This is a genomic window from Frankia sp. ACN1ag, from assembly GCF_001414035.1.
GTDB lineage: Bacteria > Actinomycetota > Actinomycetes > Frankiales > Frankiaceae > Frankia > Frankia torreyi.
Map to the genome: position 1 here is coordinate 56,153 of NZ_LJPA01000022.1, position 26,010 is coordinate 82,162.

The 26,010-nt window shown below is 71.9% G+C and carries 18 protein-coding genes and 6 pseudogenes; 7 read left to right on the plus strand and 17 right to left on the minus strand.

What is annotated here, in order from left to right; all coding sequences use genetic code 11:
• Positions 1-58: 58 nt before the first annotated feature.
• A pseudogene (locus UK82_RS19725) lies at positions 59-985 on the minus strand (Rieske 2Fe-2S domain-containing protein); the annotation flags it as partial.
• A 242-nt stretch (positions 986-1,227) separates the two neighbouring features.
• On the opposite strand from UK82_RS19725, the gene UK82_RS19730 reads away from it, so the two are divergent.
• Entirely contained in the window at positions 1,228-1,743 is a 516-nt protein-coding gene (locus tag UK82_RS19730) for an SRPBCC family protein (RefSeq protein WP_044887334.1), read from the plus strand.
• A gap of 95 nt (positions 1,744-1,838) precedes the next feature.
• On the opposite strand, the gene UK82_RS31685 is transcribed toward UK82_RS19730, so the two are convergent.
• The gene (locus tag UK82_RS31685) at positions 1,839-2,000 is read right to left on the minus strand and encodes an antitoxin (RefSeq protein ID WP_082122166.1); all 162 of its coding nucleotides are present in this window, start codon (positions 1,998-2,000) and stop codon (positions 1,839-1,841) included.
• A 375-nt stretch (positions 2,001-2,375) separates the two neighbouring features.
• On the opposite strand from UK82_RS31685, the gene UK82_RS19735 reads away from it, so the two are divergent.
• Positions 2,376-3,737: an EAL domain-containing protein gene (locus UK82_RS19735; RefSeq protein WP_173667323.1), complete on the plus strand. Its 1,362-nt coding sequence runs from the start codon at positions 2,376-2,378 to the stop codon at positions 3,735-3,737.
• Here the strand turns inward: UK82_RS19735 and UK82_RS19740 are convergent.
• Complete coding sequence (locus UK82_RS19740) at positions 3,667-4,314, minus strand: VC0807 family protein (protein WP_044887335.1); 648 nt, start codon at positions 4,312-4,314, stop codon at positions 3,667-3,669. The two genes, UK82_RS19735 and UK82_RS19740, sit on opposite strands and share 71 nt — an antisense overlap.
• A 416-nt stretch (positions 4,315-4,730) precedes the next feature.
• Here UK82_RS19740 and UK82_RS38780 point away from each other — a divergent pair.
• Positions 4,731-5,448 (plus strand): ABC transporter substrate-binding protein (locus tag UK82_RS38780; protein WP_236706157.1); only part of this gene is annotated, 718 nt, incomplete at its 3' end.
• 1 nt (position 5,449) lies between these two features.
• Positions 5,450-5,957: pseudogene (locus UK82_RS38785) on the plus strand (ABC transporter substrate-binding protein); the annotation flags it as partial.
• A 77-nt stretch (positions 5,958-6,034) separates the two neighbouring features.
• Here UK82_RS38785 and UK82_RS19750 read toward each other — a convergent pair.
• From UK82_RS19750 to UK82_RS19780, 9 genes and pseudogenes are all read right to left on the minus strand, one after another.
• Positions 6,035-6,736 (minus strand): ABC transporter ATP-binding protein, encoded by a 702-nt coding sequence (locus UK82_RS19750; RefSeq protein ID WP_044887337.1) that lies wholly within the window; start codon positions 6,734-6,736, stop codon positions 6,035-6,037.
• Positions 6,736-8,528: branched-chain amino acid ABC transporter ATP-binding protein/permease (locus tag UK82_RS38790; protein ID WP_236706158.1), on the minus strand; the 1,793-nt coding region annotated here is incomplete at its 5' end. The genes UK82_RS38790 and UK82_RS19750, both read right to left, overlap by 1 nt.
• 1 nt (position 8,529) lies before the next feature.
• Positions 8,530-9,573: pseudogene (locus UK82_RS38795) on the minus strand (branched-chain amino acid ABC transporter permease); the annotation flags it as partial.
• A gap of 131 nt (positions 9,574-9,704) precedes the next feature.
• Positions 9,705-10,904 carry an ABC transporter substrate-binding protein gene (locus tag UK82_RS19760; RefSeq protein ID WP_063897530.1) on the minus strand — a complete coding sequence of 400 codons (1,200 nt, stop codon included), beginning with the start codon at positions 10,902-10,904 and terminating at the stop codon, positions 9,705-9,707.
• A gap of 181 nt (positions 10,905-11,085) precedes the next feature.
• Positions 11,086-12,327 (minus strand): ABC transporter substrate-binding protein, encoded by a 1,242-nt coding sequence (locus UK82_RS19765; protein ID WP_083507271.1) that lies wholly within the window; start codon positions 12,325-12,327, stop codon positions 11,086-11,088.
• Positions 12,328-12,628: 301 nt separating this feature from the next.
• Positions 12,629-13,258 carry a GntR family transcriptional regulator gene (locus UK82_RS19770; RefSeq protein ID WP_052681364.1) on the minus strand — a complete coding sequence of 210 codons (630 nt, stop codon included), beginning with the start codon at positions 13,256-13,258 and terminating at the stop codon, positions 12,629-12,631.
• A gap of 128 nt (positions 13,259-13,386) precedes the next feature.
• Positions 13,387-13,875 (minus strand): annotated as a pseudogene (locus UK82_RS38800) (hypothetical protein); the annotation flags it as partial.
• 1 nt (position 13,876) lies between these two features.
• Positions 13,877-14,292: pseudogene (locus tag UK82_RS38805) on the minus strand (MFS transporter); the annotation flags it as partial.
• Between the two features lie 167 nt (positions 14,293-14,459).
• On the minus strand, positions 14,460-16,190 hold the full coding sequence (locus UK82_RS19780; protein WP_055408697.1) for a DUF2142 domain-containing protein: 1,731 nt from the start codon (positions 16,188-16,190) through the stop codon (positions 14,460-14,462).
• Positions 16,191-16,533: 343 nt separating this feature from the next.
• Here UK82_RS19780 and UK82_RS19785 point away from each other — a divergent pair, with 343 nt between their 5' ends.
• Complete coding sequence (locus UK82_RS19785; protein ID WP_044887338.1) at positions 16,534-18,660, plus strand: PKD domain-containing protein; 2,127 nt, start codon at positions 16,534-16,536, stop codon at positions 18,658-18,660.
• Positions 18,661-18,662: 2 nt separating this feature from the next.
• The gene (locus UK82_RS19790) at positions 18,663-19,436 is read left to right on the plus strand and encodes an SDR family NAD(P)-dependent oxidoreductase (protein ID WP_082122170.1); all 774 of its coding nucleotides are present in this window, start codon (positions 18,663-18,665) and stop codon (positions 19,434-19,436) included.
• An 84-nt stretch (positions 19,437-19,520) separates the two neighbouring features.
• On the opposite strand, the gene UK82_RS38810 is transcribed toward UK82_RS19790, so the two are convergent.
• The 3 genes and pseudogenes from UK82_RS38810 to UK82_RS19800 form a co-directional block, all read right to left on the minus strand.
• On the minus strand, positions 19,521-20,047 hold a 527-nt coding region (locus tag UK82_RS38810; RefSeq protein ID WP_236706159.1), incomplete at its 5' end, for a TauD/TfdA family dioxygenase.
• Between the two features lies 1 nt (position 20,048).
• A pseudogene (locus tag UK82_RS38815) lies at positions 20,049-20,384 on the minus strand (TauD/TfdA dioxygenase family protein); the annotation flags it as partial.
• Positions 20,385-20,503: 119 nt separating this feature from the next.
• Positions 20,504-21,283 (minus strand): SDR family NAD(P)-dependent oxidoreductase, encoded by a 780-nt coding sequence (locus tag UK82_RS19800; protein ID WP_044887340.1) that lies wholly within the window; start codon positions 21,281-21,283, stop codon positions 20,504-20,506.
• A gap of 917 nt (positions 21,284-22,200) precedes the next feature.
• Here UK82_RS19800 and UK82_RS19805 point away from each other — a divergent pair.
• Positions 22,201-23,100: a class II aldolase/adducin family protein gene (locus tag UK82_RS19805; RefSeq protein WP_044887341.1), complete on the plus strand. Its 900-nt coding sequence runs from the start codon at positions 22,201-22,203 to the stop codon at positions 23,098-23,100.
• 366 nt (positions 23,101-23,466) lie between these two features.
• On the opposite strand, the gene UK82_RS19810 is transcribed toward UK82_RS19805, so the two are convergent.
• A complete protein-coding gene (locus UK82_RS19810) occupies positions 23,467-24,492 on the minus strand; it encodes a hypothetical protein (RefSeq protein WP_044887342.1) in 1,026 nt (341 codons plus the stop codon).
• The gene (locus UK82_RS19815; protein ID WP_055408643.1) at positions 24,489-25,871 is read right to left on the minus strand and encodes a phosphotransferase; all 1,383 of its coding nucleotides are present in this window, start codon (positions 25,869-25,871) and stop codon (positions 24,489-24,491) included. The genes UK82_RS19810 and UK82_RS19815 overlap by 4 nt, the downstream gene beginning before the upstream one ends.
• Between the last annotated feature and the right edge of the window lie 139 nt (positions 25,872-26,010).

Sequence of the window (26,010 nt, forward strand, 5' to 3'; positions counted from 1 at the left end):
AGGCGGCGAATCAGCCGATCGACACCCGAGCGGGCGAGGGACCGACGGGGTTGGCGCNCAGGGCCCGGACCTCCGAGCGGCGCAGTTCGACCCGCCCGGCGCGCTCGCGGACCTCGTACACCGGCTGCGGACGGGTCGCCGGACCCTGGACGACGTCGCCGGAGGTCAGTGCGAACCGGCTGCCGTGCCAGGGGCACTGCACGCAGTCGCCGTCGCGTGTGCCGTCGCTCAGGGGGGCGCCCCGGTGGGTGCAACGATCGTTGATCGCGATAATCCGGCCGTCGACCCTGGTCAGCAGCACGGGCACGCCGTCGACCTCGGCCTGCCGAAGCGCCGTGGTGACCTCGCCGGCCGCCAGCACGTCCGTCCAGTCGGCCGGGCCCCGCTGGAACGCGGTGGTGTCCACCCCCACCCCGAGCGCGTAGGCGAGGTGGCCGCCCAGCCACCCGCCGACGCCGAGGGCGGTCGCCCCGGCGAGGCTCGCGACCAGTCCGTTCGCGGCCGTCCCGTTCGCAGCCACCCCGCTGCCAGCCACCCCGCTGCCAGCCACCCCGCTGCCAGCCACCCCGCTGCTGCCACGATGCCGCTGCCACCAGGACGCCGTGTAGCACCCGATGCCGACGATGTTGCAGGCCGCGTGCACGAGCCCGACGCGGCGTTCGGCGCCGTCGGTGTCGAGCCAGTCCGACCACCCGGCCACCGCGGCGGGACCGGCCGACAGCAGCCCGAGCCCGATGAGCCGCCGCGCGGCCGGGCGCAGGCCGGGCCCGCCGGTGACGTCGAGCAGGGTCGCGCTCAGCAGCGTCCCCGCCGGCACGATCACGGCCGCGGGATGCAGCGGATGTCCGAGCGCCCGGCCGCTGAGCAGATCGCGTAGCCGTTGCGACCGCAGCGCCTTCGACCAGAACGCGTGGGCGCGCCCGGCGACCGGATCGAGCGCCTGCTCCCGTTCGAGCCGATCGAGTACCCGTTCGGACCCGCGCATGCCTACCTCTTCTCGGGAGATCCCGTCATACTCAACGGCGCCGCCCCGCTGCGCGGCGCGACCGGCGAACTACCCCCGTCCGCGTCCCGCACACGCCCCAGGCCCCGCCATTCCCGGGGCGGCGGCGATGGATGGGACATTGGTGCCGGCGCTGGAGGGTCCACCGTCGATCGTGGTTTGACTCTCCCCCGGGCGAGGACCGACGCTGCGCTCATGCGCCACGAGCGACGAGGACGACAATCATGACCGTGACCGTCATCGACACCGGACCGCACCAGATCAGCCGGTCGGTCCTGGTGAACGCGCCAGTGAGCGAACTGTTTGCCATCGTGGCCGACCCGCGCCGGCACCGCGAGCTCGACGGCTCCGGCACAGTACGCGCCACCGTTTCCGGCCCGCCGCGGCTGACTGAAGGCGCGACCTTCTCGGTGAACATGAAGGCCTACGGTCTGCCCTACCGGATCACCAGCAGGGTCACGGCGTTCGAGGAGGACCGCCTCATCGAGTGGCGGCACCCGGTCGGCCACCGGTGGCGCTGGCAGTTCAGTCCGGAATCGACCGGATGCACCCGCGTCAGCGAGACCTTCGACTACAGCAGAATGGGCCGGATCAAGGCCACGATCCGCTACTACGACCTCATCCGCGCGACGAAGGCCAACGCGGCCGGCATCGAGGCGACCCTGGCCCAGCTCCAGGCCCGTTACGCGCCGAGCGAAGCGTCGACCACGAACGGTGCGGGTGCGGCTCCACCCGTCTGACCGGCCGCGCGGAAACCAGCCATGTCCTCAGTCCGCGGAAAGTAGTTGCTCGCGGGCGAGGACATGGCCGGGAGGGCGACGCCGACGGTGCCGCGTCAGTCGCGCTCCTGCACTTCCTGCACCCCCTTGTCCACCTGCTCGGAGTACTTCCCGTCGGTGCGCTTGTCGGCTTCCTCGCCGGCCTTGCCCACGGCCTGATCGACCTGCTTGTCGTGCTTGTCCTCGAGGTCACCGAGCTTGTCCGTGAGACCGCTCATCGGTCGCTCCCTTCGTTGGCCACCTGGCCACGCTGCCCGAACCGCGGCGGGCAAAACACGCTGCAGCCGACGTCCGGATCCGAACCGGGACCGGACCCTGGCTGCGCGTTTCAGGTGCATCGGCCCCATCCAGGGCGGCCGAGGTCACGCGAGGGATGGATCTCGTCCGCTCCTCGCTCCGGCCCACCGGACGACGGGGACCTCCCGAACGACGGAGACCCCCCGAACGACGGAGGTTCCCCGAACGATGGGGACCTTCGCTCTGCCGGAAGCAGCCAGGATTACAGCCGGAACGTACATGTTGGTGTACTACCGGTTACGGGGGGCAGGGCGGGGGCAGGCACCAATCGCGTGGACTGCTGGGGGTGAGGGGCGATGGCACGGGCGGAGTCGGCGTCCGGACCCTCCTCGGACGGGATCGAACCGGACACGACGGTCATGGAGCTGCTCGGGATACTGCGCCGTCACCTCGGGATGGACCTCGCCTACCTGGCCCGGGCGGACGGGGATGATCTCATCATCCAGGTGCTCAACGGAGCCGGCGCGCGGTTCGGGCTGGCAGCGGGAACCCGGGTCCGCCCCGATCCCCGGTTCTACCGGAGCCTGCTGGCCGGCACGCTCCCGAAGGTGATCCCGGACACCCGGCGCGATCACTTCCTGGTCGATACGCCGATCGTGCAGGGGATGGGCATCGGGTGCTACGCGGCGACGGTGGTGACCGACAGGAAGGGTGAGGTGTTCGGGGTGCTCGGCTGCATCAGCCGTGACCCGCGGCCGCATCTGCGGGAGCGGGACAGCCGCTTCCTGGGCCTGGCCGCCGAGTACCTCAGCGACGCCGTCATCGACCTGCACCGAATCTGGGAGGCCCGCTGCCGGGTCTGGTGCAGCATCAGCGAGATGATCGACGCCGGCGGCCCGGAGATCGTCTACCAGCCCATCGTGGACCTGGCGACGGGTCGGATCGCCGCGGTGGAGGCGCTGTCCCGGTTCCCCCACGAGCCCCGGTACCCCCACGAGTCCCACGAGTCCCACGAGCCCCGCGAGCCGCCCCGAGGCCCGCGGGGCTGGTACTTCGACGCCATGACCATCGGCCTCAGCGCCGAACTGGAGCTGGCCGCGATCCGCCGGGCGCTGCGAGCGCTGCCCCAGCTACCCGCCGCCGTCTGCCTCACGGTCAACGCCTCGCCGGCCACCATCACCTCCGGACTGCTTGACGTCCTGCGTGACGAGGAGACCTGTCGACGTCTGGTCGTGGAGATCACCGAACACGAGTACTTCTGCAATGACACCGAGGTCCTGCGCGGCGTGCGGGAGCTGCGCGCCCGCGGCGTGCGGATCGCCGCCGATGACACCGGAACCGGCTACGCGGGGCTGGAGCAGCTCATCGAGCTGCACCCGGACATCGTGAAGCTCGATTATCTGGTCACCCACGGGATGGACACCGACCCGGCCCGCCGGACGACCGCCGCGGCCCTCGTCATGATCAGCAGGGAGTTCGGCGGCTGCGTCATCGCGGAGGGCGTCGAAACTCCCGCCGAACTGCAGACCGCTCTCGACGTGCACATTCCCTACGGCCAGGGATTTCTCCTCGGCGCCCCGGCCCCCACCCCCTCCCTCGCCTGCGCGGGACGCGCAGACACCGGTCGGAGGTGGCGGCCGGGAGGGCTCAGGCCAGGCGGGAGCGGGGGGCGCGCAGGCCCTCCAGCCGGGCGACGCGCCACGACCAGGCGACGGTGATCGCCACGGCGGTCGCGGTCACGGCCGTGCCGGTAACCCCTCGGATCGCCACGAACACGGCGGTGGACTGCGACACCAGCAGCCAGAAGGTGAAGGCGGCGTTGCCGAGATTCACGGCGGCCCAGAAGAGGGTCAGGCCGAGGAAGAGCCGGCGCACGCCGATCCGCTCGGTGACGCCCGCGGGCAGCGGGCAGAAATCGCCGGCCAACCGGTGGACCAGTGGCCGGGGCGTCAACGCCGACAACAGGAAGATCATGCCGATCACCCCCGCGACGATCACCGGCTGCAGGAAGTAGATGAACGCATTGCCGTTGATGATCACAATCACCGTGCGGACGGTGAGCCCGACCGAGGAGAGGATCAGCAGGGCGGGGATGCGTTGCCGCCGCACGACGCGCCGGCCGAGGGCGATATAGCCCCAGGCCACGGCGGTCAGCGCGGCGAGGGTGAGACCACCGAGATGCAGAAAGATCAGGAAAAGCGCCGCGGGAATGACCGTCGCCTCGACCAGGTGCGGCACCGCGTGTTTCGCGATACTTCTGGGCCGGGGCAACTGGATGGCGGCCGTGTCGCTCACGGGCGCGTCCACGGGTGGAGGTGCCCGTGAGGTCGGAAGCGCCAGTTCGGCGGTCGGGTGAACGTCGGAAGAGACATGAGCTCCTAAGGGGCCATCCCCGGGTCGGCGATCACGCTGGAGGTGAAAACGGTACGCGACGATCGGTCGCGCGCGGCAGGGCCCCACCCCCGATGTGCCGATGTGGTGCTATACGTGTCCGGGGCGACCGTCTGCGCAATCCGCGCCCGTCGACGGGAGCGCGTCCNCTGTCTCACCCCTTTTCGGTAGGGTCCTGTCGTCGGTGGGACACTTCAGCTCATACCAGGCAGATTTCCCTGCTGCCGCAGGTACGGCATGCCCGCACCCTTCCCTTGACGAGCGAGGATCCGCGGCCCGCGCGGCGCCTCCGCTCCTGTCCCTGTTTCGGAGCGATCAACATGCGTCGTGGCTTAACGCTAGGTATCGCCGCGATCGTCCTGGTGCTGACCGCCGGGGCCAGCGCCTGCTCGTCGGGGAGGACGCCGGCCATCACCGCCGCCTCCTGCCCCACCCCGGGGGTGACCCCGCAGGAGATCCGGCTCGGCCTGCTGTACTCCGACACCGGGGCGAGCTCCGCCACCCTGGCCGTCGCGCGGGCCGGCGTCGACGCCCGTCTCGGCCAGGCCAACGCCGGCGGCGGCATCAACGGGCGCAAGATCGTCTACGACTGGCAGGACGACCCGGGTACCCCCCAGGCGAACATGCTGGGTGCCCGCAACCTGATCGAGGGCAGGCACGACTTCGGCCTCCTGGAGTACTCCCTGGCCGCGGGCGCAAGCGCCCAGTACCTCGCCGACCGGGATGTTCCGGTGAGCAGCCTGGCCGTCGGCGACGCCTGGCCGAAGTACCGCACCATGTTCTCCTTCGCCTACACCACCGGTGGCTCCGTCGACACCTACGGCCAGTTCGTGAAGTCCCGCGGCGGGACCAGGGCGGCGCTGCTGCGCACCGCGCTGTCCAGCGAGGTCGGGAACGCCGGCGCCAAGCTGGTGGAGAGCCTGCAGTCCGTCGGCATCCCCACCGTGGCCCAGGTCCCCTACACGCCGGGCGCGGACAGCCCGACCGCGGCCGCCCAGAAGATCATCGACTCCGGCGCCGACACCCTGCTCGCCGTCGNCGACGCCGGTGTCGCCCTTCCCCCGGTGCTCACCGCCCTGCGCGCCGCCGGCAAGAACATGAAGGTGATCCTTTCGGTCAGCGGCTACGACAACCAGCTACTACGCCAGGCCGGTCCCGCGATGGCCGGGGTTGTCGTCCCGGTGTTCTACCGGCCGTTCGAGGCCGGTGGCCTCGCGATAGCCCGCTACACCGCCGCGATGACCGACTACGCGCCGCAGGTCCAGAACCCCACCCAGGAAATCGCCATGATCGCCTACATCAACACCGACCTGTTCCTCAAGGGGCTGCAGATGGCCGGCCCCTGCCCGACCCGGAAAGGCTTCACCGAGGCCCTGCGCTCGGTGACCAGTTACGACGCCGGCGGATTGCTCGAGCCGCCTATCGACGTCAGGAACGGCCTCGGCAAACCGACCACCTGCTGGTCCTTCGTCCAGGCCAACGACACCGGAACCGCGTTCACCATCGTCGACCAGAACCGGTGCGGCCGGGCCCTGCCCGCCGCCTAGTGGCTGCAGTACCTCGTAGCCGTAAGTACCTCGTAGCCGTAAGTACCTTGTGGTTGTGGTGCCTCGCGGTTGCGGCGTCAGGTCCCGAGATAGCCGCGTAGCAGCGCGTTCTGGTCGAGGTCGCCGGTCGGGCCGTCGAAGGTCACCTGGCCACGGTCGAGCAGCACGACCCGGTCGGCGATGTCGAGCGCGCGCTGCACGTACTGCTCGACGAGCAGCAGCGCGACGCCCGACACGGCCAGGGCCTTGAGCGAGTGGAAGATCTGGTCGACGACGGCGGGCGCCAGGCCCATCGACACCTCGTCGAGCAGCACGATCCGGGGCCGGGCGAGATGGGCTCGGGCCAGGGCCAGCATCTGCTGCTGGCCGCCGGAAAGGGTGCCGGCGGTCTGGCCCAGCCGTTCCCGCAGCACCGGGAACGCCGCCAGGGCGACCTCGACGGAGGAGTCCGTCGCCCACGGCGGCACCTGCATCCGCAGGTTGTCCCGCACGGTCAGGCTACGGAAGATGCCCCGCCCCTCGGGGATGTGGCACAGCCCGTCGCGGGCCCGCCGGTGCGCGGGCGCGCCGGTGCGGTCCCGGCCGCCGACGAGGACGCGTCCGCGCGCGGCGGGCAGCAGGCCGGTCGCCGTGCGCAGCAGCGTCGTCTTGCCCGCGCCGTTGGCTCCGAGCAGGGCCACGACGGAGCCGGGGCGCACGGTCAGGTCGACCCCGCGCAGCACGGTCGTCCGGCCGTAGCCGGCTTCCACGCCACGCAGTTCGAGGACGGTGTCGGCCATCATTCGCCGCCCGTGGTCAGGCTGGCCGAGTGCGGGCGGGCGGCGTCTGCGGCGGACGCCAGCGGGTCGGAGGCCAGCGGGTCGGAGGCCAGCGGGTCGGTCTCCCCGAGGTAGGCGACGCGCACCACGGGCGACGCCATGACCTCCGCCGGGGTCCCGTCGAACACCGGGCGCCCGAAGTCCAGGACGTACACGTGGTCGCAGATCGCGGTGACCAGGCTCATGTCGTGCTCCACGAGAAGGATGCCGACTCCGTGCTCGTCGACCACGCGTCGCAGGATCTGCCCGAAGTGCCGGGTTTCCGCGCGGTCGAGGCCGGAGGAGGGTTCGTCGAGAAGGAGGAGCCGGGGCTGACCGGCCAGGCAGCGCGCGAGCTCGACCAGCCGGCGTTGCCCGGTCGACAGGGAACCGGCCACCTGCCCGGTCAGGTCACCCAGGCCGCAGGTGCGCACCGCGGAGTCCGCCGCGGCGTGGATGTCGCGCGCGGTCTGCGGGGCGCTGGCGAGATGGCGCAGCGCGTTGGGTCCGGCCCGCCGACCCTCGGCCCCGAGGACAACGTTGTCCCACACCGTGAGGTTGTCGAACAGCTCCATCTGCTGGAAGGTGCGACCCAGGCCCAGCCGGGCGCGGGTCGAGGCCGAGCGCCGGATGACCGACCGGCCGTCGAGGAGGACCTGGCCACGCTGGGGCCGCAGCAGCCCCGAGCACACGTTGAACGTCGTCGTCTTGCCGGCGCCGTTCGGGCCGATGAGTCCGGTGACGCGCCCCGTGGCGGCCCGCAGCGTCACGCCGTCGACGGCCACCAGGCCGCCGAAGGCCACCCGCACGTCGCGGATCTCCAGTTCGGCCGGCGGCACCGGGGCGATCGGGCGGGACGGTTCCGGCCTGGACGCCGCGGCGGCGTCCCGCGCGCGGGCACCGCCGAGCACGCCGAGCACGCCGAGCACGCCGCGACCGCCGAGCACGCCGCGACCGCCGCGACCGCCGCGACCGCCGAGCCGGTCGAGCGCGCGGCGCACGGCCGGGTGCGGCTCGCGGGCCCGGGCCGCGGTGACCGCGTACAGGATCGCGAAGACGCCGAACGCCACCTGCAGCCAGTTGGAGGTGTCGGCGTTGTCGACGTAGGACGGCACGAGGGTGAGCCCGGCGGCGCCGGCGATCGCGTACCAGGGCGCGCCCCCGACGCTGATAACGACCAGCACGAAGTAGACCAGCGAGGTGATGGGGAGGTAGGAGTCGCCGTTGACCTGCCCGACCGCCGCGGCGTCGAGGACCCCGGCGACGGCGGCCAGGAAGGCCGACAGGCAGAACACCAGCACCCGGGTCGTGTTCACGGCGGTCCCGCTCGTCGCGAGGCCGATCGGGCTGTCGGCCAGGGCGCGCAGCAGCCGGCCCAGCCGGCTGCGGTTCAGGGCCACCATGGCGAGGGCCGCCGCGGCGGCGAGGATCAACACGAGGTAGTAGTAGCCGCGGTCGGAGCCGTCGAGGCCGACGGCGGACCAGCGCGGGGTGGGCACGGTGACGCCGATTCCCAGGCTGCCGAACATGTAGCCCTGGGAGTAGAACATGTACTGGACGAGGATCCCGAACCCGAACGTCGACAGCGCCAGGTAGAGCCCGGACAGGCGGATCGCCGGAATCGCCAGCAGGGCGCCGATCGGCACCGCGACGAGGCCCGCGACCATCAGCGCGGCCGCCCATGGCCAGCCCTTCTCCACGTGCAGCTGCGAGAACGTGCAGACCCCGATGGCCATGAACGTGACGTGGCACAGCGACACCTGTCCGGACGTCCNCACGAGCAGGCCGAGGGAGAGGAACAGGATCGCGTAGGCGAGGAACTCGCTGAACGCCACCAGGTGGATGCCGGCGAAGCTCGGCACGAAGCAGAGCAGCGCCAGGACGGCGACGCCGCCCGCGGACTGCAGGCGCCACGGCGTCGTCCAGGCGACGCCCGAACGCGGCACCGCGCGCAGCCGTTCGGTGAGGCGCCGGCGAGGGGCGGTGAGCAGGACGGCGAACAGGACGAGGAACGGCAGGGCGTTGGACAGCCCGGCCAGCAGGCCGCTGTCGAAGTACTTCGTGGCCAGCGAGGCGACGATCCCGATGGCGAGCCCGCCGGCGTACGTCGCGGGCAGGCTGGTGAACCAGCCCAGCGCCGCGGCGCCGAAGGCCGCGACGACGAGGAAGGTCAGCGCGGTCGCGTCGAGGTTGACGTACTGGGCGATGAGCACACCCGACGTCGCCGCGAACCCGATGCCGATCATCCAGGCCCACCGGCGCACGGCCACCGGGTTCGTCCCGGTGGTGTCGAGCAGCGCCGGGTCGTCGACCACGGCGCGCATCGCCACGCCGGTGCGGGCCAGCGAGAAGTAGGCGTAGAGCGCCGCGGTGGCGAGGATCCCCACCGCGAAGACGATGATGCGGTCGGCGGTCACGGTCGTGCTGCCGACGTGGAACCCGGCGTCGGGCAGGAACACCGGCACCTTCCGCGGCCGGGTGTCCCCGTAGATCAACACGGCGCCGGCCTGCACGACGAGCAGGACGCCGACCGTGCCGGCCACCCGGGTCGACAGCGCGGTCGCGGCCATCCGCCGGGCGCCCTGCTCGAACGCCACGCCCAGAACCGGGCCGGCGCCGAGGATGCAGATCGCCGCCGCGGGTATCCACGGCAGTCCCGCCTGGACGTGCAGGCTGTAGAACAGGTACGCGGAGACGGTGGCCACGGCTCCGTGGGCGAAGTTGAAGATGCCGGACGTCTTGTAGGTGAGCACGAGCCCGACACCGGCCAGCCCGTACACCGATCCCGTGGTCAGCCCGGCGATGAGGAACGGCAGCACGTGGGTCCCCTCCTGCTGATGTGGTCGTGACGATCCGCCGGAGATCCCGGGACGCGCCGTCTACGCGCTGCAGCCGCGTCGCAGCCGCGTCGCGCGGTCGGCGCGGCGCGTCCCGGGAGGTCGGCGCGGTCTCAGCCGGCCGCCGCCGGATTGCCGGCCGCCGCCGGGTTTGCGTTCGCCGCCGAGTCACCGGTCGCCGCCGGGCGGCGGTCGGTGCGGCTGCGCGGCTGGAACCGGTGACGCATCACGGTTCCGGTGCGGTCGCGCAGTCCGACCTTCTCGTCGAGGTCCGGCCGCACCTCACGCATCACGAGGAAGTCCGGCGACAGCCAGGCGCGGTGGACGTACGGCGCGAAGCTGAGCAGGCCCCGGGCGCCCCCGGTCGCGGCGGGCAGCATCTTGACGCGCTCCAGGCCGGCCTTCACGCCGGCCGGCGACAGCGGGCGGGCCTTGGAGATGCCGTGCGCGATCATCTGGGCGATGTCGTAGTTGATGATCGCGAACCAGTTCTCGGGCCGGTAGTCGTAGCGGCGCTCGAACCGGTCGAGGAAGTCCTGGGCCACCGTGTTCGTCTCGTCGTACTGGTCGCAGCCCACCCAGCCCTTGAGCGAGGCCATGCCCTGGGGCAGGACCGGGGCCGACATGAACGCCGTGCACATCACGCGGAACGGGTCCCACTGCGCCGCGGCGAGAGCGCGGTTGATGTGGACGGAGGCCACCCCGACGCCGAGGTAGGCCAGCGCGTCCGCGCCGGCCGACCGCAGCCGCTCGACCGCCGGGCCCATCTCCGTCTCCAGCGGGTCGACCCCGTGCTCCAGCAGCACCTCGACGCCGTCGAACTCGCAAGCGTCGCGGAAGAAGCCGCGGTACTCGTCGCCGATCGCCGTCTTGTCGTAGACGACGGCGACGGTCTTGATCCCCTTGACGGCCAGGTAGTTCGACATCACGTAGGGGTCTTCGGCCAGCGACCCGTTGTTGATGTTGAAGCACCACTCGCCGTACCAGAGGTCCGTGCCACACATGGCCACGGATGGGACGTGGCCCTCCCGGTCGTTCCACTCCCGGAACGGGATGGCGTTGTCGGAGATCCACGGGCCGTCGATGGCCACCACGCCCGCGTCGACGAGCTCGCGGCCCGCCTGGATCACGGTGTGCGCGTCGCCGGTGGGCAGGCCGTGGACGAGCTTGTAGATCACTTCGATCGGCCGGTCGATGAGGCCGTCCTGCAGCGCCTCGTCGAAGGTGAGGTCGAGCACGTCGTGCAGGAGCTGCTCGGCCTCCGGGGCGAGCGGCCAGTCGCAGAGCATGCCGATCTTCGTGGTTCCGGACACGGAGGTCCTCCTCATGAGAACTGCGGGGATAGGGGCGCAGTGACCCGGGGATGGGGCCCGGGGATGGGGCCCGGGGATCGGGGCGCAGGAGCGCGGGGATGCGGGGCGCAGAGATGGAGGCGCGCCGGACGGGGCACGGCACCGCGGCAGGCCGTGGTGCGGGTGCGGGGCGCCGGACGGATCAGGCGTTCTTGCCGCAGACCCGGCCCGCGCCGAAGGGGGTGGTCAGCTTCCCGGACTTCACCTGGGCGTACCAGGTGCAGGCCTCCTGGACGGCGGGCTTGCCCTTCGCGTAGGTCACGGGCGCGAGGACGCCGTCAAGGTCGAACCTGGGGCCGAGCTTGTACAGACCGTCGTAGATCGTCTGCGAGGTGATGGCGCCGCTGGCGCCGGCGAGGGTCTTCTCCAGGACCTTCCCGGCGTACCAGCCGGAGGTCGTGCTGGTGTTGAGCAGCACGCCCGGCTGGTACTTCGTCATCGCGGCCAGGAACTCGGCGGCGCCGGGTCCGTCCCCGAACCACAGCGGCTCGGGTGCGGCGAAGACGAGGCCCTCCCACACCGGGGCGGACAGTTCGCTGTCACGCCAGTTCTGCGGGTTGTCGATCCAGATCGGTCGGTAGTCCTGCTGGGCGCACTGCTCGACGAGGCGCTTGGCGGTGGCCAGGTCGCTGGCGGCGAAGACGGCCTCGGCGCCCGAGTCCTTGAGCTTCTGGCACTGGGCGGCGTAGCTGGTCGCCGACGCCGAGATGGCCTGGCCCGGCACCGACCGGATGCCGAGCCGGCGGGCGTGGGTGTCGAGCAGCGACGCGGCCTGGGCGCACGCGGGCACCTCGGCACAGTAGGCGACGCTCACCACCGTCTTGTGGAACAGGACCGCGGCGTTGGCGTACCCGCCGTACCCGGTGTCGTTGGTGCCGGTGACCGGGAAGAAGTTCGGGTCCTTGGTGTACGCCACCCCGGTGGCCGTCCCGCCGAGGACCGGGACGTCGTGCTGGGAGGCGTAGCTGGCCCACGCCGCGTCCACGCCCGACTCGTGATTGCCGACGAGCGCCACGACGTGGTCCTTCTCGACGAGCTCCTTGACGTTCTGCAGGGCCTTGGCGGGCTTCCCGCCGTCGTCCTTGACGATGATCTCGACAGGATGGCCGGCTATGCCGCCGGCGGCGTTGATCCCGTCCGCCCACGCCTGCAGACCCTTGGAGCCGGCGATGGCGATGTCCGACGCGAACCCGCTGTAGACGCCGACATTACCGATCTTGATGGGCGACCCGCCGGGACCGCCGCTGCTCGACGGCGCCGTCCCGCCGCCGCCACCGCCACCGCTGCCACAGGCGGCGGTGGCGAGGAGTAACGCTCCCACTGCTGCGGCCACGCTCGCCCGGGTCCGGGCCGAGCGAGGTCGCAGCGCTCTGACTGCTCGCATGAGGTGTCCTCCTGGGTTTCGGGCTGGCTGCGGGCTGGTCTTGGGGCTGGCTTGGGGGTGGCCGACGAAGGGTGCCGCCGGGGCGGGCGCCGGACACCCGGCTGCCGGACGAAGGGCACCTCTCCACCCGCCGCAATGGTGTACCACACATCACACATAATGTGGAAGTGTGTATTTGCGCAGGTGGGAGCGGTCTTGTGGGTCGTCCACGGGCGCGGTGGAGTCAGCCGGAGCCGTCGGCGGGTCGCCTGAGAGGCGCAGCGCCCCTCAGGGCGCCGCGCCTCTCAGGACGTGACGGACCTCAGGACGCGTCGAACAACCCGCGGCGCTCGAGCTCGGCCACGAGCGCGGCCCCGTGCTGCTGCAGCATCCGTTCGGCCGCCGACGCCGCGGCCTCGCCGTCGCCCTGGTCGACCGCCTCGGCGATGAGGCGCATCCACGGGGCCACGGCGTCGGCCATCCCGGGCACGGCGGTGTAGTAGGCGTCGGCCGGCAGGAGGTCGGGCACCGCGTCGACGAGATGCCGCCAGGCCGGTGAGGCGCACATCCGGCCCAGGACGTCGACGAACTCGACCATCAGCGGCCTGATCGCCTCCAGGTCCTTCTCCCCGCCGAGCCGGCCGGCGATCGCGACGAGTTCGTGCTTGTTGCGCGCGCTGGTGCCGGCCACCGCCCGCTTCAGGGCCCACCCGTAAAGCAGCGAGAACAGCTCGTAGTTGTCACGGATGCGATCGCGGTCGACGTGGCAGACGAAGGCGCCGCGGTGCGGGCGGATCTCCAGGATGCCCTCGGACTCCAGGGCGATGACGGCCTCGCGCACCGGGGTGTTGCTCACCCCGAGCACCCGGGCCACCTCGTCCTGGGGGATGCGCTCCCCCACCCGGATCTTGCCTTCGAAGATCTGCTCCTTGATGTAGTCACCCACGCTCATGCGGACGCGCTCGCGGGCGATCGGCCGGGTGGGTAGGCGGGAGGCCGACTCGTGAGCTGGAGCTTTCGACGCCAAGCCTGCGGCTCCTCAGCAGGACGGAGGGAGGGCACAACCCGGCCTCGCCGGAATCACACATGATACAGAAAACGCACGGCCGCACGCCGCATCCGGCTGACGCGCCCAGCCAGCAGCGCACTCGCGGCGCAGGCGGCACCGGTACAGCCGGGCATCCAGGTGAACGCCGAGGTGAAGCCTCTCGCCTGGAGAACGACCGCGGTCGGCGCCGTGCCGTCCGCGGCACCGACCCGCTGGACCACCGTGCTGGCGCTGGTGGCCCCCGCAATCGCCGACGGTCGCAGCGTCGCGTGAAGGGCGACGCTGACCGGCAGGCTGGCCACCCCGAGACCGAGCCCGCGCACGAACAGGGCCAGGCCAAGCACCCACAGATCGCTGTGCGCGGTGGCGAAGAGGAAGGGCACGGTGGCAACAGTGGCGACGGTGGCGACGGTGGCGACGGCCAGACCGGCGGCAGCGACAGGGCGTGGCGCCACCCGATCCGGGTACCGACCCACCACCAGGAACGCCGGCCCCAGCCCGACGCTCTGGGGCGCGAGCGCNAAGCCCGCATCCGGCGCGGACAACCCTCGAAGCTGCTGAAAGTGGAGCGGGAGCAGGAGCATCGGGCCCCAGGTCGTGACTCCGAGGACAGACATCATCATGGTGGCGCCCCGGAACGACCGGTCCCCGAACAGTCCCGGAACGCGTAGACCAGCGCGACCACCGAGGTCGGGAGCAGAAATCGGGAGCAGAAAAAGGTCGACGGCGTCGAGCGGCTGATCGCTGCGTTGCTCGTCGGCTGGAAACCAGCGCCAGGTCAGGATCAGCACGATCAGCACGATCGGGATGTTGACCAGGAAGGCCCCGCGCCACCCCCAGGTGTCGATGAGCAGTCCGCCGAGCACCGGCCCGGACACGGGGGCGAGCTGCCCGGCCCCGCACCCATCGGCGACCTGTTCGACGAACGGTGGGTTCATCGGTCCGTCAGGAACGCCTCAGAAAAACACCACCAGCGGCATCAGAATCATCAGGAGAACCAGGGTGACAGCGGCGGTTTCCCTGCGGCGAGAGAACAAACTGCCGGAGTTTCCGCGTGCCAGGCGTGCGGCGCCGACAGGGAAGGGCACAACGCGGCCGCGCCGAATCACCGGTCCGCGGATACCTGAGCCGCCCCACCGTCGACAATCACGTCGAGACGATCCTGGCGTTGCCGCACGACCTCGGTGACATCGCCGGGCGGGCCCTCGCGCTCGGCTGCACGTGGCGGCCTACCGCCGACATCGCCGCCGACATCGCCGCCGCTTGCCATCGACGGGTCACCGAGCCTCCACAGGGCGACGGCCAGCAGAACACCGCCGACCAGGGCGAATATTGCCAGCCCGGACAGACCGAGATCGGCCGGCCCGGGAGCCTCGGCGGCCCACGCGGTCCGCAGCCGGTCCACCGGCGTCAGGGGCGCGAGCGCGCGGTTCCGCCACGCCAGCTCACGGGTGATCATCAGCACGGTGAGCAGGGCGAGCGCCGCGACGAGCACGACCGTCGGCAGCCCCCGCCGGCCCAGCGGAAGCGCCCGGCAGGAGACCTCGACGACGAACGCGAGCACCGGCAGCATCGGTAGCAGGTAACGAGTGAACGCCGCGCCGCCGGCGGCCGCGTATCCCACCAGCGTGGCGACGACGACCAGGCAGTGCGCGGCGAGCAGGATCCAGACGACGCTCCCGGCCAGCCGAGCCCCCGGCTGGCGCGGCTCCGGCTCCGGCTTTGGCCCCGACCCCGGCCCCGACTCCGGGGAGCCCGGGTTCCGGGCGGCCGAGATCCGCGCCGTCAGGACCCGTACCACCGCGGCGAGCACACCCGCACCGGTGACGATCGCGAACCCGACGGCCATCTTCTCGGCGTGGCCGGTCAGCAGGGAGACACGGCCAAAGAAACCGCGATAGACGTTCCACCAGAAATCGGGATCGCGCACCACCTGCCACGCCGACGGCCGCGGCCCCCGGATCGGGAGCATGGCGGCGATCCGACCGAAGGCGGTGGGGTCACCGTACCGGTGCACGTTGCGCAGGTAGAACCAGCCGGTCGCGGCGAACGTCAACGCGGCGAGCCCACCGGCCACGGCCAGGCCGCGCCCGGCTCGCCGAGCCGGGCGGCCGGCGGTCCGCGCCGCGACGGCGACCCCGACGGCCGGAACGACGACCACCACCGCCACCGCCCCGCTCGCCCGGCTGGCCGCGGCGGCCGGGCCGAGCACCGCGAGCGCCAGCAGCGTGCGCGGCCCCGGCCCCCGGCGCGCGATCGCGACGGTGACGGCGAGCAGACCGGTGATGGTCGCCACCGCCATCGTGTCGTTGTAGACCTGCCCGGACGGGAACACGAACAGGCCGACGACCCCGGTGATCGCCGCCGTACCGACCGCGACGGCCGGCTGTCTCGGCAGCACGCCCCGGACCAGGGCCGCCGTCGCGATCAGGGCGGTCACCCCGAGCGCCACGTTGATTCCTCGGGCGGCGCGGAAGCCGCCCAGCGGATGATGCAACGCGATGCCCGACCGAAGCGGGACGGCCTCGACCGCGTAGAACAACGGCGGATGGTTCGCGGTGTAGACAAGGTCGAAGTTCGTCAGCGGCCGGCGCAACCGCCGCCCGCACAGGTGGTCGGCGCGCGTGTCCACCGCGACTCGGGCCTGCTGGGGCGATGCGCGGCAGCCGGCCGGCAGCCCCGGCATGCCCGGGAGGCGAGAGCGCACGGGTGAGTCCAGCACGGGCAACGACCCGTCGGCCACCGCAAGCGCGTACGCGGTGTGCTGCGCCTCGTCGGCGCTGGTAAAGGGCGGCACGGCCACGGCGACCAGTAGTCCAAGCGCCGAAAAGATCATCCCGGCCGCAACCACTCCGACCACCAGCCACCGATGTCCGGATCGACGACCCCGCCCGGAACCGACCCGGTCTGCGACCTTCAACCACCACACCCCAACGCCGGCCGGCCGAGGAAACATCGGCCACGCTCGGCCTGCCGGCTACCGTAGCGCCTGCCGCGCAACGGCCATCTGGCGGATCCGACTTGCGGCGCGTCCCTGCGGCGCGTCCCTGCAGTGCGTCGACACGGCACCGGCAGGGGCCGCCGACAGGTGAACAGCGTTGACATGTCCGCGGATGGTCTGCGACGCTGCAGCTCCCACAGCCGGCGAGGCGCGAGGGCGACGAAGACGGAGCTGTCTCATGGGCGCTATCGATCTGTCCGGGTACAAGGTCACCGACGCCTTCTTCGGGGCGCCGTTCATCGAGGTGGACGAGGAGCGTGAGCGCCCGTCGCCGCACCGTTTCGTGCAGGGCGGCTTCGCGGATACCGACACGGAGTTCGCCTTTTACCTCCCGCCCGCCGAGTACTACACGGGTCGCATGTTCCAGCCGCTGGAAGGTGGCAACGGCGGCCACGCGGTCACTTTTGGTGGAGGCATTCTCGGCGAGATGTTCCAACGTATCGCCATGAGCGCCCGGCTGGGCGGCTACATGGTCGAGTCGAACCAGGGCCACAAGGGCGACGACTACGACCCGAAGGCCGGCGAGGATCCGACGCTCTACGGGCACCGAGCCAGCGCCGAGTCCGCGCGGTTATCCAAGTACGTCGCCGCCCAGGTCTACGGCAGCGCCCCTCATCACAGCTACGTCTGGGGAGGCAGCGGCGGCGGGCGGCGTTCCCCGCTCTGCCTGGAGAACGCGCCCGGGGTGTGGGACGGGTGCATGCCGTCGACCAGCGGCGGCGAGATCGCCGAGCCCGGTAACACCGAGCGGGTCAAGGCCGGCAGCATCATGTCGTTCGGCCAGATGTTCAACGTCCAACGGCTGCTGGGTCGCGACCGGATCATCGCCCTGGCGGACCGGATGGCGCCGGGCGGCAGCGGCGACCCGTTCGAGGGTCTCGGCACGCACGAGCGCGAGGAGCTGGCGTCGCTGTACCGGCAGGGGTTCCCCCGCGGCAACGAGTTCATGATCAGTGAGCCGATGGGCCAGATGTGGCTGTGGACCTCGCTGGCCGACGAGCTGCACCGCGAGGACCCGGACTACTTCGCGAACTTCTGGACGAAGCCGGGCTACGTCGGGCACGACTCCCCCGAGCTGGTCGAGGCCGACCTGATCCACCAGACCGGACGGGTCGTGCGCACCCTGTCGGCCCGCGACCTGAACGAGTCGGCCGACTTCGCCGGGCCCGAGTTCCAGACCATGCGGATCCTCGCGGCGATCGTCGGCGCGGGCGGCGAGGCGTACGAGTTCCCCTACGCCGTCGAGATCGAGGGGCTCAAGGGCGGCTACCGCGTCGGGACCGGCGTGCAGATCCTCACCGGGCAGGCCGCCGGGCGGTCGCTGTACGCCACCGGCGCGGCCGGAGACGTCTTCGCCTGCGACGGGCAGGGCGACGCGAACGTCCTGCGGTTCACCGGCGTCGAGCCGGGCGACGAGGTGCTCGTCGACAACCGCAGGTTCCTCGCCTACTGCTACTTCGCCCGCCATCACGTCACCGACGACCCCGCGTTCGCGCACCTGCTGGTCGACGGCCGGCCGATCTATCCGCAGCACCCCGTGCCGCGGATGTCCTCGCTGATGGGCGTCTGCTACTCGGGCCAGTACGAGGGCAAGGTGCTCTGGCTCCACCACACCCACGACTCGTCGGTCTGGCCCGCCTGGGGCACCCTGTACGACCGGGCGGTGCGCCAGGCCCAGGGCGAGGCGGGCGCGCGGCGGAACTTCCGGATCCGCTGGACCGAGTATGCCGAGCACGGCCCGTACGGCATGGTTCCGCCGGAACCGAACCGCGTGGCCGCGACCCGGCTCATCGACTTTCGCGGCATCACCGAGCAGTCGATGATCGACCTGATCGACTGGGTGGAGCACGGCATCGAGCCGAACGGCACCCACCACACCTTCGTCGACGGTCGCGTGCACCTGCCGGCGAGCGCGGCCGAGCGGGGCGGCATCCAGCCGGTCGCGTCGGCCGCGGCGAACGGCGGGACCCGGGCCGACGTCGGCGTGGGCGAGCCGGTGACCCTGACGGTCACCGCCGCCGTCCCGCCGGGCGCCGGACGGATCATCTCGATCGAGTGGGACTTCGACGGCACCGGCACCTACCCGTTCCGCCACGCGGAGATCGACGGCACCGCCGCCGAGCTGACGGTCTCGACCACGCACGTCTACGACCGGCCGGGAACGTACTTCGCCACCGCGCGGGTGACCTCCCACCGCACGGGCGACGTGCACGCCGAGCTGTGCCGGATCGAGACGATCGCCCAGGCCCGCACCGTCGTCGCCGCGGCCGCGGCCGCCGATGCCGATGCCGGGACGGGGGCCTGAGGGTGACGGGTTCGCTGGACGGCAAGGTCGTCCTGATCACGGGTACCGGCAGCGGTATGGGCCGGGCCGGGGCGCTGCGGTTCGCCGCCGCCGGCGCCACCGTCGTCGGTGCCGACCTCAACGCCGAGGGCAATGCCGAGACCGAGGCCCTGGTGACGGCGGCCGGCGGCCGGATGCTCGGCACGGCGCCGGTCGACCTCGGCGACTACGCCGCGTGCGAGCGCTGGGTCGATGCGGCCGTACAGGCCCACGGTCGCATCGACGTGCTGTGGAACAACGCCTCGGCGTGCGTGTTCGCCACCATCGACGCGATGACGGTCGAGCAGTGGGACTTCTCGATCCGCAACGAGCTGAGCATCGTCTTTCTCGTGACCAAGGCGGCGTGGCGGCACCTGACCGCCAGCGCCGGCCCAGACGCGCGGCCCGTGGTGATCAACACGGCGTCGGTGGCCGGGCACGGCGGTGGGCCGGGCGGGATCGCGCATTCGGCGACCAAGGCCGCGGTCCTCGCGATGACGCACGTCATCGCGGCCGAGGGCGCGCCGTACGGCATCCGCGCCGTCAGCATCAGCCCGGGCGCGATGGACACTCCGGGCTCGGCCGAGCAGCTCGCCCTGCCCGGCGCCCGGGAGGCGCTGCTGAGCCTCTCGCTGGTTCCCCGGCTCGGGGATCCGGACGAGGTCGCCCGGGCCGCGGTCTTCCTCGCCTCCGACGACGCCGTCTTCATCACCGGCACCGATCTGCTCGTCGACGGCGGCCTGACCAATCACGGCTGAGACCGACGGCCTGGGTCGTCCGCTGTGACAGGGCGCCCGGCCGCCGGTCCGGACCTCGGCCTACAGATCGGCTTACAGGTCGGCTTACAGGTCGGCGTAGAGGGGCTCGTCGGCGATGAGGATGCGCTCAAGCAGGCGCGGCGTCGTTCCGTAGTTGCGGACCGCGTAGTGCACGGCCGCCCGGTTGTCCCAGAACGCGACCGAACCCGGCCGCCAGGTGAAGCGCACCTGGTTCTCCGGCTTGCGGTACTGGTCGATGACGGCGGTCAGCAGCTCCTTGCTTTCCGCGCGGTCGAGCCCGATGATCGTCGGCCGCTGGGTGAAGTTCACCCACGCGATCTTCTCGCCGGTCTCCCGGTGGATCCGGATGACCGGATGCGCGACCACCGGATAGTCATGCCCGCTGGCGTGCAGCGCGGCCCGGAAGTCGTGGGTGACGTGGCGGCCGTCGAGCCGCTCCTTCACCTCGTCGGACAGGCCCTGGTACGCCAGCGCCGCGTCGACCCAGATGGTGTCGCCGCCGACCTCGGGAAGCTGCACCGCCCGCAGCACCGCGCCCCAGGTCGGGACGAGCCGCCAGCTCGTGTCGGTGTGGTACGGGTCCCAGATGTNGTCGTCGGCCTGCGGGGTGTGCACCTTCGCGACCTTGTCGAAGTCGGCGGAGGAGATGCGGTGGATCGCGGTGGTGCGGGCGTCGGCCTTCGCCGCGCCCGGGTGCGTGTACAGGGGACCGAACTGCCCGGCGAAGTTCTCGTGCCCTTCCTGGGTCAGGTCCTGGTCCCGGAAGAACACGACCTTGTACTTGAGCACGGTCGCCTTGATCTCGTCGCGCACGGCGGGCGACAGCGGCTGGCTGAGATCGACGCCGTCGATCTCCGCGCCGATGGTGGGCTGCAGCGGCCGCACGGCCAGCGGCGACTGGACGGATGCTTCGACAACAGTGGTCACGGTCTGTCCCTTCGATCGGGTGTGCGCAGGTCGGTGGGGTGACGCGGGTCGGTGGGGTGACGCGGGTCGGTGGGGTGACGCGGGTCGGTCGGGTGGCACAGGTCGGTCGGTGATGGCGGTCAGTAGTGAATGGGGCCCGGGGTGCCGCCGCCGGCGGCGATCGACTCGCCGGTCACGGCGACCGCGAGCGGGGAGGCGAGGAAGGTCACGACCGCGGCGACCTCGTCGGCGGTGACGGCCCGCCCGAGGGAGATGCGCGTCGCCGCGGCCCGGATCTGCTCGTCGGACAGCACGACGCTCCCGCCGTGGTCGGCGGTCAGGGTCAGCCCGGGGTGGACGACGTTGACGGTCACGCCGTGCGGGCCCAGCTCGTCGGCCAGGGTCTTGGTGAGGGCGGCGACGCCGACGTTGCGGATGGAACCGGAGGCGAGGCCGACCTGGCGGGCCGCCAGCCCGCCGATGTTGATGATCCGTCCCCAGCCCTGCGCGACGAAGTGCGGCGTGACCGCCTGCGCGGTGCGCAGGTAGCCGAGCACCTTGACGTTGAAGTCGGCGGCGGCGTCCGCGGTGGACAGGGCACCCACACCCCCCGGTCCGCCGGCGCCGCCGGGCCGGGCCGCGTTGTTGACCAGGATGTCGACGCCGCCGAGTTCGGCGACGGTGCTCTCCACCAGGGCCCGGACGGAGTCATCGCTACCGGTGTCGGTGACCACCGGGACCACCGTCGCACCGCCCGCGCCGGCGGACAGCTCGGCGGCGGCCGACTTCAGAACGTCGGCGTCCCGGGCGGCGATGACGACCTGGACTCCTTCGGCGAGCAGCGCGCGGGCGACCGCCCGCCCGATGCCACGGCTGCCACCGGTGACGATCGCTCGTCGGCCCGCAAGCTGGAGATCCACTCGTGCTCCCTGTCGGTTTGTCTGGTCGGTCGGGTGGCCCGTCCACCGCCGCGGTTGTCCGGGCGGGGGCGGATGGCTTGATTCGTGGGGGGAGGAGGAGGCCGGGTGCGCAAGGGAAGCCGGCCGCGGAGGCGAGGCTGGATCCGGGAACGAGGCTGGATCCGGGAACGAAGCCGGATGCGGAGGCGAGGCTGGCTGCGGAGGCGAGGCTGGATTGGGCCCGGGGTCGCGGCGCGGACCGTCCGCGGGACGAGGCGGACGACAGCGCGCCGCAGGCTGGGCGACACGCGCCGCAGGCGGGTGCCGGAGAACCGCGGGTGGGCGCCGCGGGCCGGCCAGGCGAGGTGGCCCGCCCCGGCGTCCAGCGCGGGCGGAGCCTCGCCCGGCGCAGCGAAGGCGCCAGGACGGAGGATCCGCCGGGACGGCCGCCGGTTACGGGTCGGTCGGAACTGACCGGGCGTTGGGGGTCGGCCTCAGCCTCGGCGAGCCGGACAGCTCGCGGAGGTGACTCGCAGCAGGTCGATGTGCTCGCGCCTGGTCAGGTAGGCGATCGTCAACACCTCCCCAACATGACCCCGGTTTGTCGATCGGTCAAGTAGGAAATAAAAGTGACACACATCACATCATGGCGACCCTTCGGGGGCACCAAGCCGTCGCCCTGGGGTGGATCCCCGGCTTGCCGCGGCGTGACACCATTCCCCTCGGGAAGCTTGACAATGGATTCGGCTCTGCCGCACAGTTGCGGCGCGCACCTGCTCCGGCGGCGAACCGCCGATACCTGCGCCTCGCGCCACGTGGGTTCTCCCGGCTGGGAGGACCTTTCCCGCGACACCCCTTCGCTCCTGGCACCGGCGATGACCTGGTGAGCCCGCGTCAGGCCGGTTCGCCAGTCATCGGGATGGAAGGACCAGACCGCCATGACGCTCTCCGCCCATGCCCCGGCCCCGCCGGACCCGGTCGCCGGAACCTCCGACGCCACGGCACCCCGCGCCACGGCACCCCGCGGGACGGCCTCCGAGGGCCGGCAGGGGAGCCCCTGGGCCGGGGTCTCCCCCGCCGAGGGCGGGGAATGGCCCCGTCCGGTGCCAGTCCGCACGGTCGAACAGGAGCGGCTGCACCGCAAGCAGAAGCTCGCGGCGGCGTACCGGATCTTCGCCAAGCTCGGCCTCGCCGAGGGTCTGGCCGGCCACATCACCGCCCGCGACCCCGAACTGACCGACCATTTCTGGGTCAACCGGGCCGGCCTCGACTTCAGCCGCATCACGGTGTCGAACCTGCTGCTGGTCAACGCGAAGGGCGAGATCGTGGCGGGGCGGCCGCCGTTGAACACGGCAGCGTTCGCGATCCACTCGCAGATCCACGCCGCCCGCCCGGACGTGGTCGGCGCCGCGCACACCCACTCGCCGTACGGCCGGGCGCTGTCCGCGCTCGCGGTGCCGCTGCATCCGATCTCCCAGGACGCGTGCGCCTTCTACCAGCAGCATGTCATCTTCGACGAGTACAACGGGGTCGTGTTGAGCGAGGAGGAGGGCCGGAAGATCGCCACCGCGCTCGGCCCGCACAAGCTGGCGATCCTGCGCAATCACGGCCTGCTCACCGTCGGCGCCAGCGTGGAGTCGGCGGCCGCCCGGTACATCGCCGCCGAGCGGGCCGCCAGGACCCAGCTCATCGCCGCGGCGGCCGGGCCGCTGCACATCCTGGACCACGAGACCGCCAGCTTCACCGCCGGCCAGGGGCGCAGCGACGACTCGGACCGCTGGGCCTTCGACGCCCTCTACGAGATCATCATCGAAGAGCAGCCCGACCTGCTCACCTGACAAGTTCCTGGCTCCCCCAACGGCGAGCCCCGAGACCCTTCCCGCCGCGGAACGTCCCGACCGCGGCGCGAGGCGTGGCTGCATGCGACGCAACGCGCCCGTCCGGCCACCTCCGGACCTCCCCGCGCCCCGCCGCCGACGATCGCCGTCCTGGGGGAATGGGAGCAGGAAGATCCGCCGTACCGCGCCAGGTCCAGCACTCTGAATGACCGTGTCAAGCCGTCGGTCGAGCGGGTCGCGGGTCGCGGCGACGATCGCGGAGCGTGGCGGCGGCTGGCGGGGGTTCGGGGTGGATGCATGGGTGAGCGCCGAGGTGGTTCCTCTGGCGGGTTCGGCGTCCGATTTGTCCATAGCAAAAACCAGCGGTTACTCGTCGCGGGTTCTGGCGCCCTGTTCCCCGACGAGCCGGGGCAGGGTCGCGCCGGTGTCGAGCAGGCCGATCAGCCAGCCCGGCGTGGCACCCAGGTACAGCGCGTTGCACAGGACCGCAGCCGTGGCCGCCGCGGGGTCCTGGTTGATCAGCGCCACGAACGCGGCCAGGCCCGCCGCCTCCAGGCCGAACGTCAGGATCGAACTCCAGCGGATGGTCTCGGTGAAGTAGGCGTCGGTCCAGCCGTCCTGCGCCTCCCCGCCCCAGGTGGTGTTCCCGAAGGCCACCGCGTGGGCCCAGATATCCCGCAGGTCGGCCTGGCCGCCCGCGCCGACGATCACCTTCTCGTAGGCGTCCGGGTTGGCCGTGACGGCCCGCTCGAACGCCGAGCGCCAGACCTTCAGATAGTCGGGGGTCGGCAGGTCGTAGTCGACCCGCATGAAGTGACGTGCGTTGATGCGCACCGCGGCCGGCCTGGGCGTCCGGTGCGGGCGGCGCTGGCCGATCGGCGGGTCCTCGGTCTTCACCACCTGCACCCCGGCGTTGTAGGCGATGCCGTGGACGGGGCCCGACGGCGCGTCCTCCCGCAGGATCGAGGGCAGGATCTCCAGGCAGCGTTCGCCGCCGGCGCGTAACGCCTCGAGCCGCTGCGCCATCTGCGTGACGATGCCCTGCTCGACCTCGGCGAACGGCGGCGACAGGGCGATGCCGAGCCGCTCGATGACCGGCGGCATCCCCCAGTGCTCACGCAGCTCCAGGCCGCCCCAGTAGCTGGAGGCCAGGATCGCCCAGGCCTGCTCGCCGACGTCGTCGACGGCGACGGTGCCCTGCATGATCGGGCCGGACAGCCGGTCGGTCAGCCAGCCGTTGAGCCCCACCCAGTACGCCTGCGGGGTCGCCATCGTGGCCGCCGTGGGCGCGAACTCGTTGACGAGACGGTCCATGAGCGCCGGCGCGGCGGGCATCACCGCGGCCAGCTCCGCCAGCAGCGCCGGCCCGTCGCCGTCCACGTGCAGGGTCATGCGTGCCTCCCGGGCTGCCCCCCGGCCTGCCAGGCGTCGCCGGTGAGCGGTTGCAGACTGAGGTGGATGAGCTTCTCGTGCCGGGCACCCGTGCCGGCGATGAGGAACTGCTGGCGCTGCGTCCAGCGGTGGAAGTACTGCACCAGCGCAACATCGAGGTCCGGGGAGGCGCGCAGCACGAACTCCTCCAGCGCCGCCTCGGCGGTGGCGAGATCCGGCTGGCGGGCGCCGAGGAGCTCGGAGATCTCCTCGACGTCGGCGCCCTCCAGGTCGGCGCCGAACGCGTGGACGTGCTCGGCGAACCGGGTCACGGCCCGGGCGCTGTCCGCCCGGAAACCTTCGTAGGCGCTGGCGGTGGGCCATTCGTCGAGCAGCGCCATCAGGTTGGTGTAGGCGGCGCTCGCGTAGGACGACGGGCGCTGCGCGGGTGGTTCGACGGCGGGCAGCGGCGCGCCCGCGACCGCGGCGATGGCCTCGAGCGCCCACCGGCCGCAGCCGACGAGCCAGGTGAAGTACTCCAGCCAACTGTCCCCGGGGGCGGGGTTGCGGACGGAGTCCTCCCACTGGAACGGGGTCATCAGCGACCAGCCGGCGGTGTGGAACTCCACGGCGTCGCGGTCGATCCGCTCACCGGTCACGGCCTCGTAGCGCCGCGCGATCCGGCCGATGTCGCCAAGCGGCTCCTCGCAGTCGCGGCTGCGCATCGCGGCGAACTCGGCGATCGGGTCGCCGATGTAGGCGGCCTCGAAGTCGATCAGGCCGGTCATCCTGCCCTGCTCGAACAGGAACTGCGCCGCGTCGGCCTGGATGAGCGCCCGCTGCGTACGCCCGGCCGGGACATTGCGGCACAGCCACCGCCACATGAACTCGATCATCGGGCTGGGCGCGGTCTTGGCCCGGCGGTAGTTGCGCTCACCGGTGGCGTACATGTTCAGCGCCGCGGCCCGGTTGTCGGCCGGCACGGGCAGCCCGAGCGCCCCGAACTCACCCACGTCGATCGCGTGCATGCGGCACATGGCGTCGACGTACTGGTCCAGCACTGCGTCGCGTTCGCCGTCGTCGGACGCGGTGGCGAGGTTGACCCGGCCGGGCAGCCGGTCCATGACGATCGCGGGCGGGTCCTCGATCATCCCGTGGACCCGGGGAACGGGCACGCCGTGCCGGTGGAGCACCCGGTTGATGTCGGCCTCCTGCCCGAGAGTGATCATCTCCCGGAAGTTGCCGCCGCGGTGGCCGCGCACGTAGTACCTGCGCAGCTCCCCGTCGTTCGTCAGATCGGCGAACCAGGCGGCGCGCCACCGTTCCTGCCGCTCGAAGGCCACCACGGTGCCGTCGAGCTCCCGCTCCAACCAGGCCCGAACCCGCTCATCCTGGCTCACGACTCTCCCTCCCATGAACGTCCCGGCGAGGCTACGGATCCTTCCTGGTCGCACACCCCGATGCGCGGGCCTGGCACCTTCGGGCCGGCCCCGGGGGTCCCCTGCCGTCACCTCGATGTCCGAGCGTGCGGGGGACGAG

What these genes read in the sequence shown, in the direction of transcription:
- UK82_RS19730 (WP_044887334.1), top strand. Translation starts at nt 1,228, where the DNA reads ATGACCGTGACCGTCATCGACACCGGACCGCACCAGATCAGCCGGTCG.
- UK82_RS31685 (WP_082122166.1), bottom strand. Translation starts at nt 2,000, where the DNA reads ATGAGCGGTCTCACGGACAAGCTCGGTGACCTCGAGGACAAGCACGAC.
- UK82_RS19735 (WP_173667323.1), top strand. Translation starts at nt 2,376, where the DNA reads ATGGCACGGGCGGAGTCGGCGTCCGGACCCTCCTCGGACGGGATCGAA.
- UK82_RS19750 (WP_044887337.1), bottom strand. Translation starts at nt 6,736, where the DNA reads ATGGCCGACACCGTCCTCGAACTGCGTGGCGTGGAAGCCGGCTACGGC.
- UK82_RS19765 (WP_083507271.1), bottom strand. Translation starts at nt 12,327, where the DNA reads ATGCGAGCAGTCAGAGCGCTGCGACCTCGCTCGGCCCGGACCCGGGCG.
- UK82_RS19770 (WP_052681364.1), bottom strand. Translation starts at nt 13,258, where the DNA reads ATGAGCGTGGGTGACTACATCAAGGAGCAGATCTTCGAAGGCAAGATC.
- UK82_RS19780 (WP_055408697.1), bottom strand. Translation starts at nt 16,190, where the DNA reads ATGATCTTTTCGGCGCTTGGACTACTGGTCGCCGTGGCCGTGCCGCCC.
- UK82_RS19785 (WP_044887338.1), top strand. Translation starts at nt 16,534, where the DNA reads ATGGGCGCTATCGATCTGTCCGGGTACAAGGTCACCGACGCCTTCTTC.
- UK82_RS19805 (WP_044887341.1), top strand. Translation starts at nt 22,201, where the DNA reads ATGACGCTCTCCGCCCATGCCCCGGCCCCGCCGGACCCGGTCGCCGGA.
- UK82_RS19810 (WP_044887342.1), bottom strand. Translation starts at nt 24,492, where the DNA reads ATGACCCTGCACGTGGACGGCGACGGGCCGGCGCTGCTGGCGGAGCTG.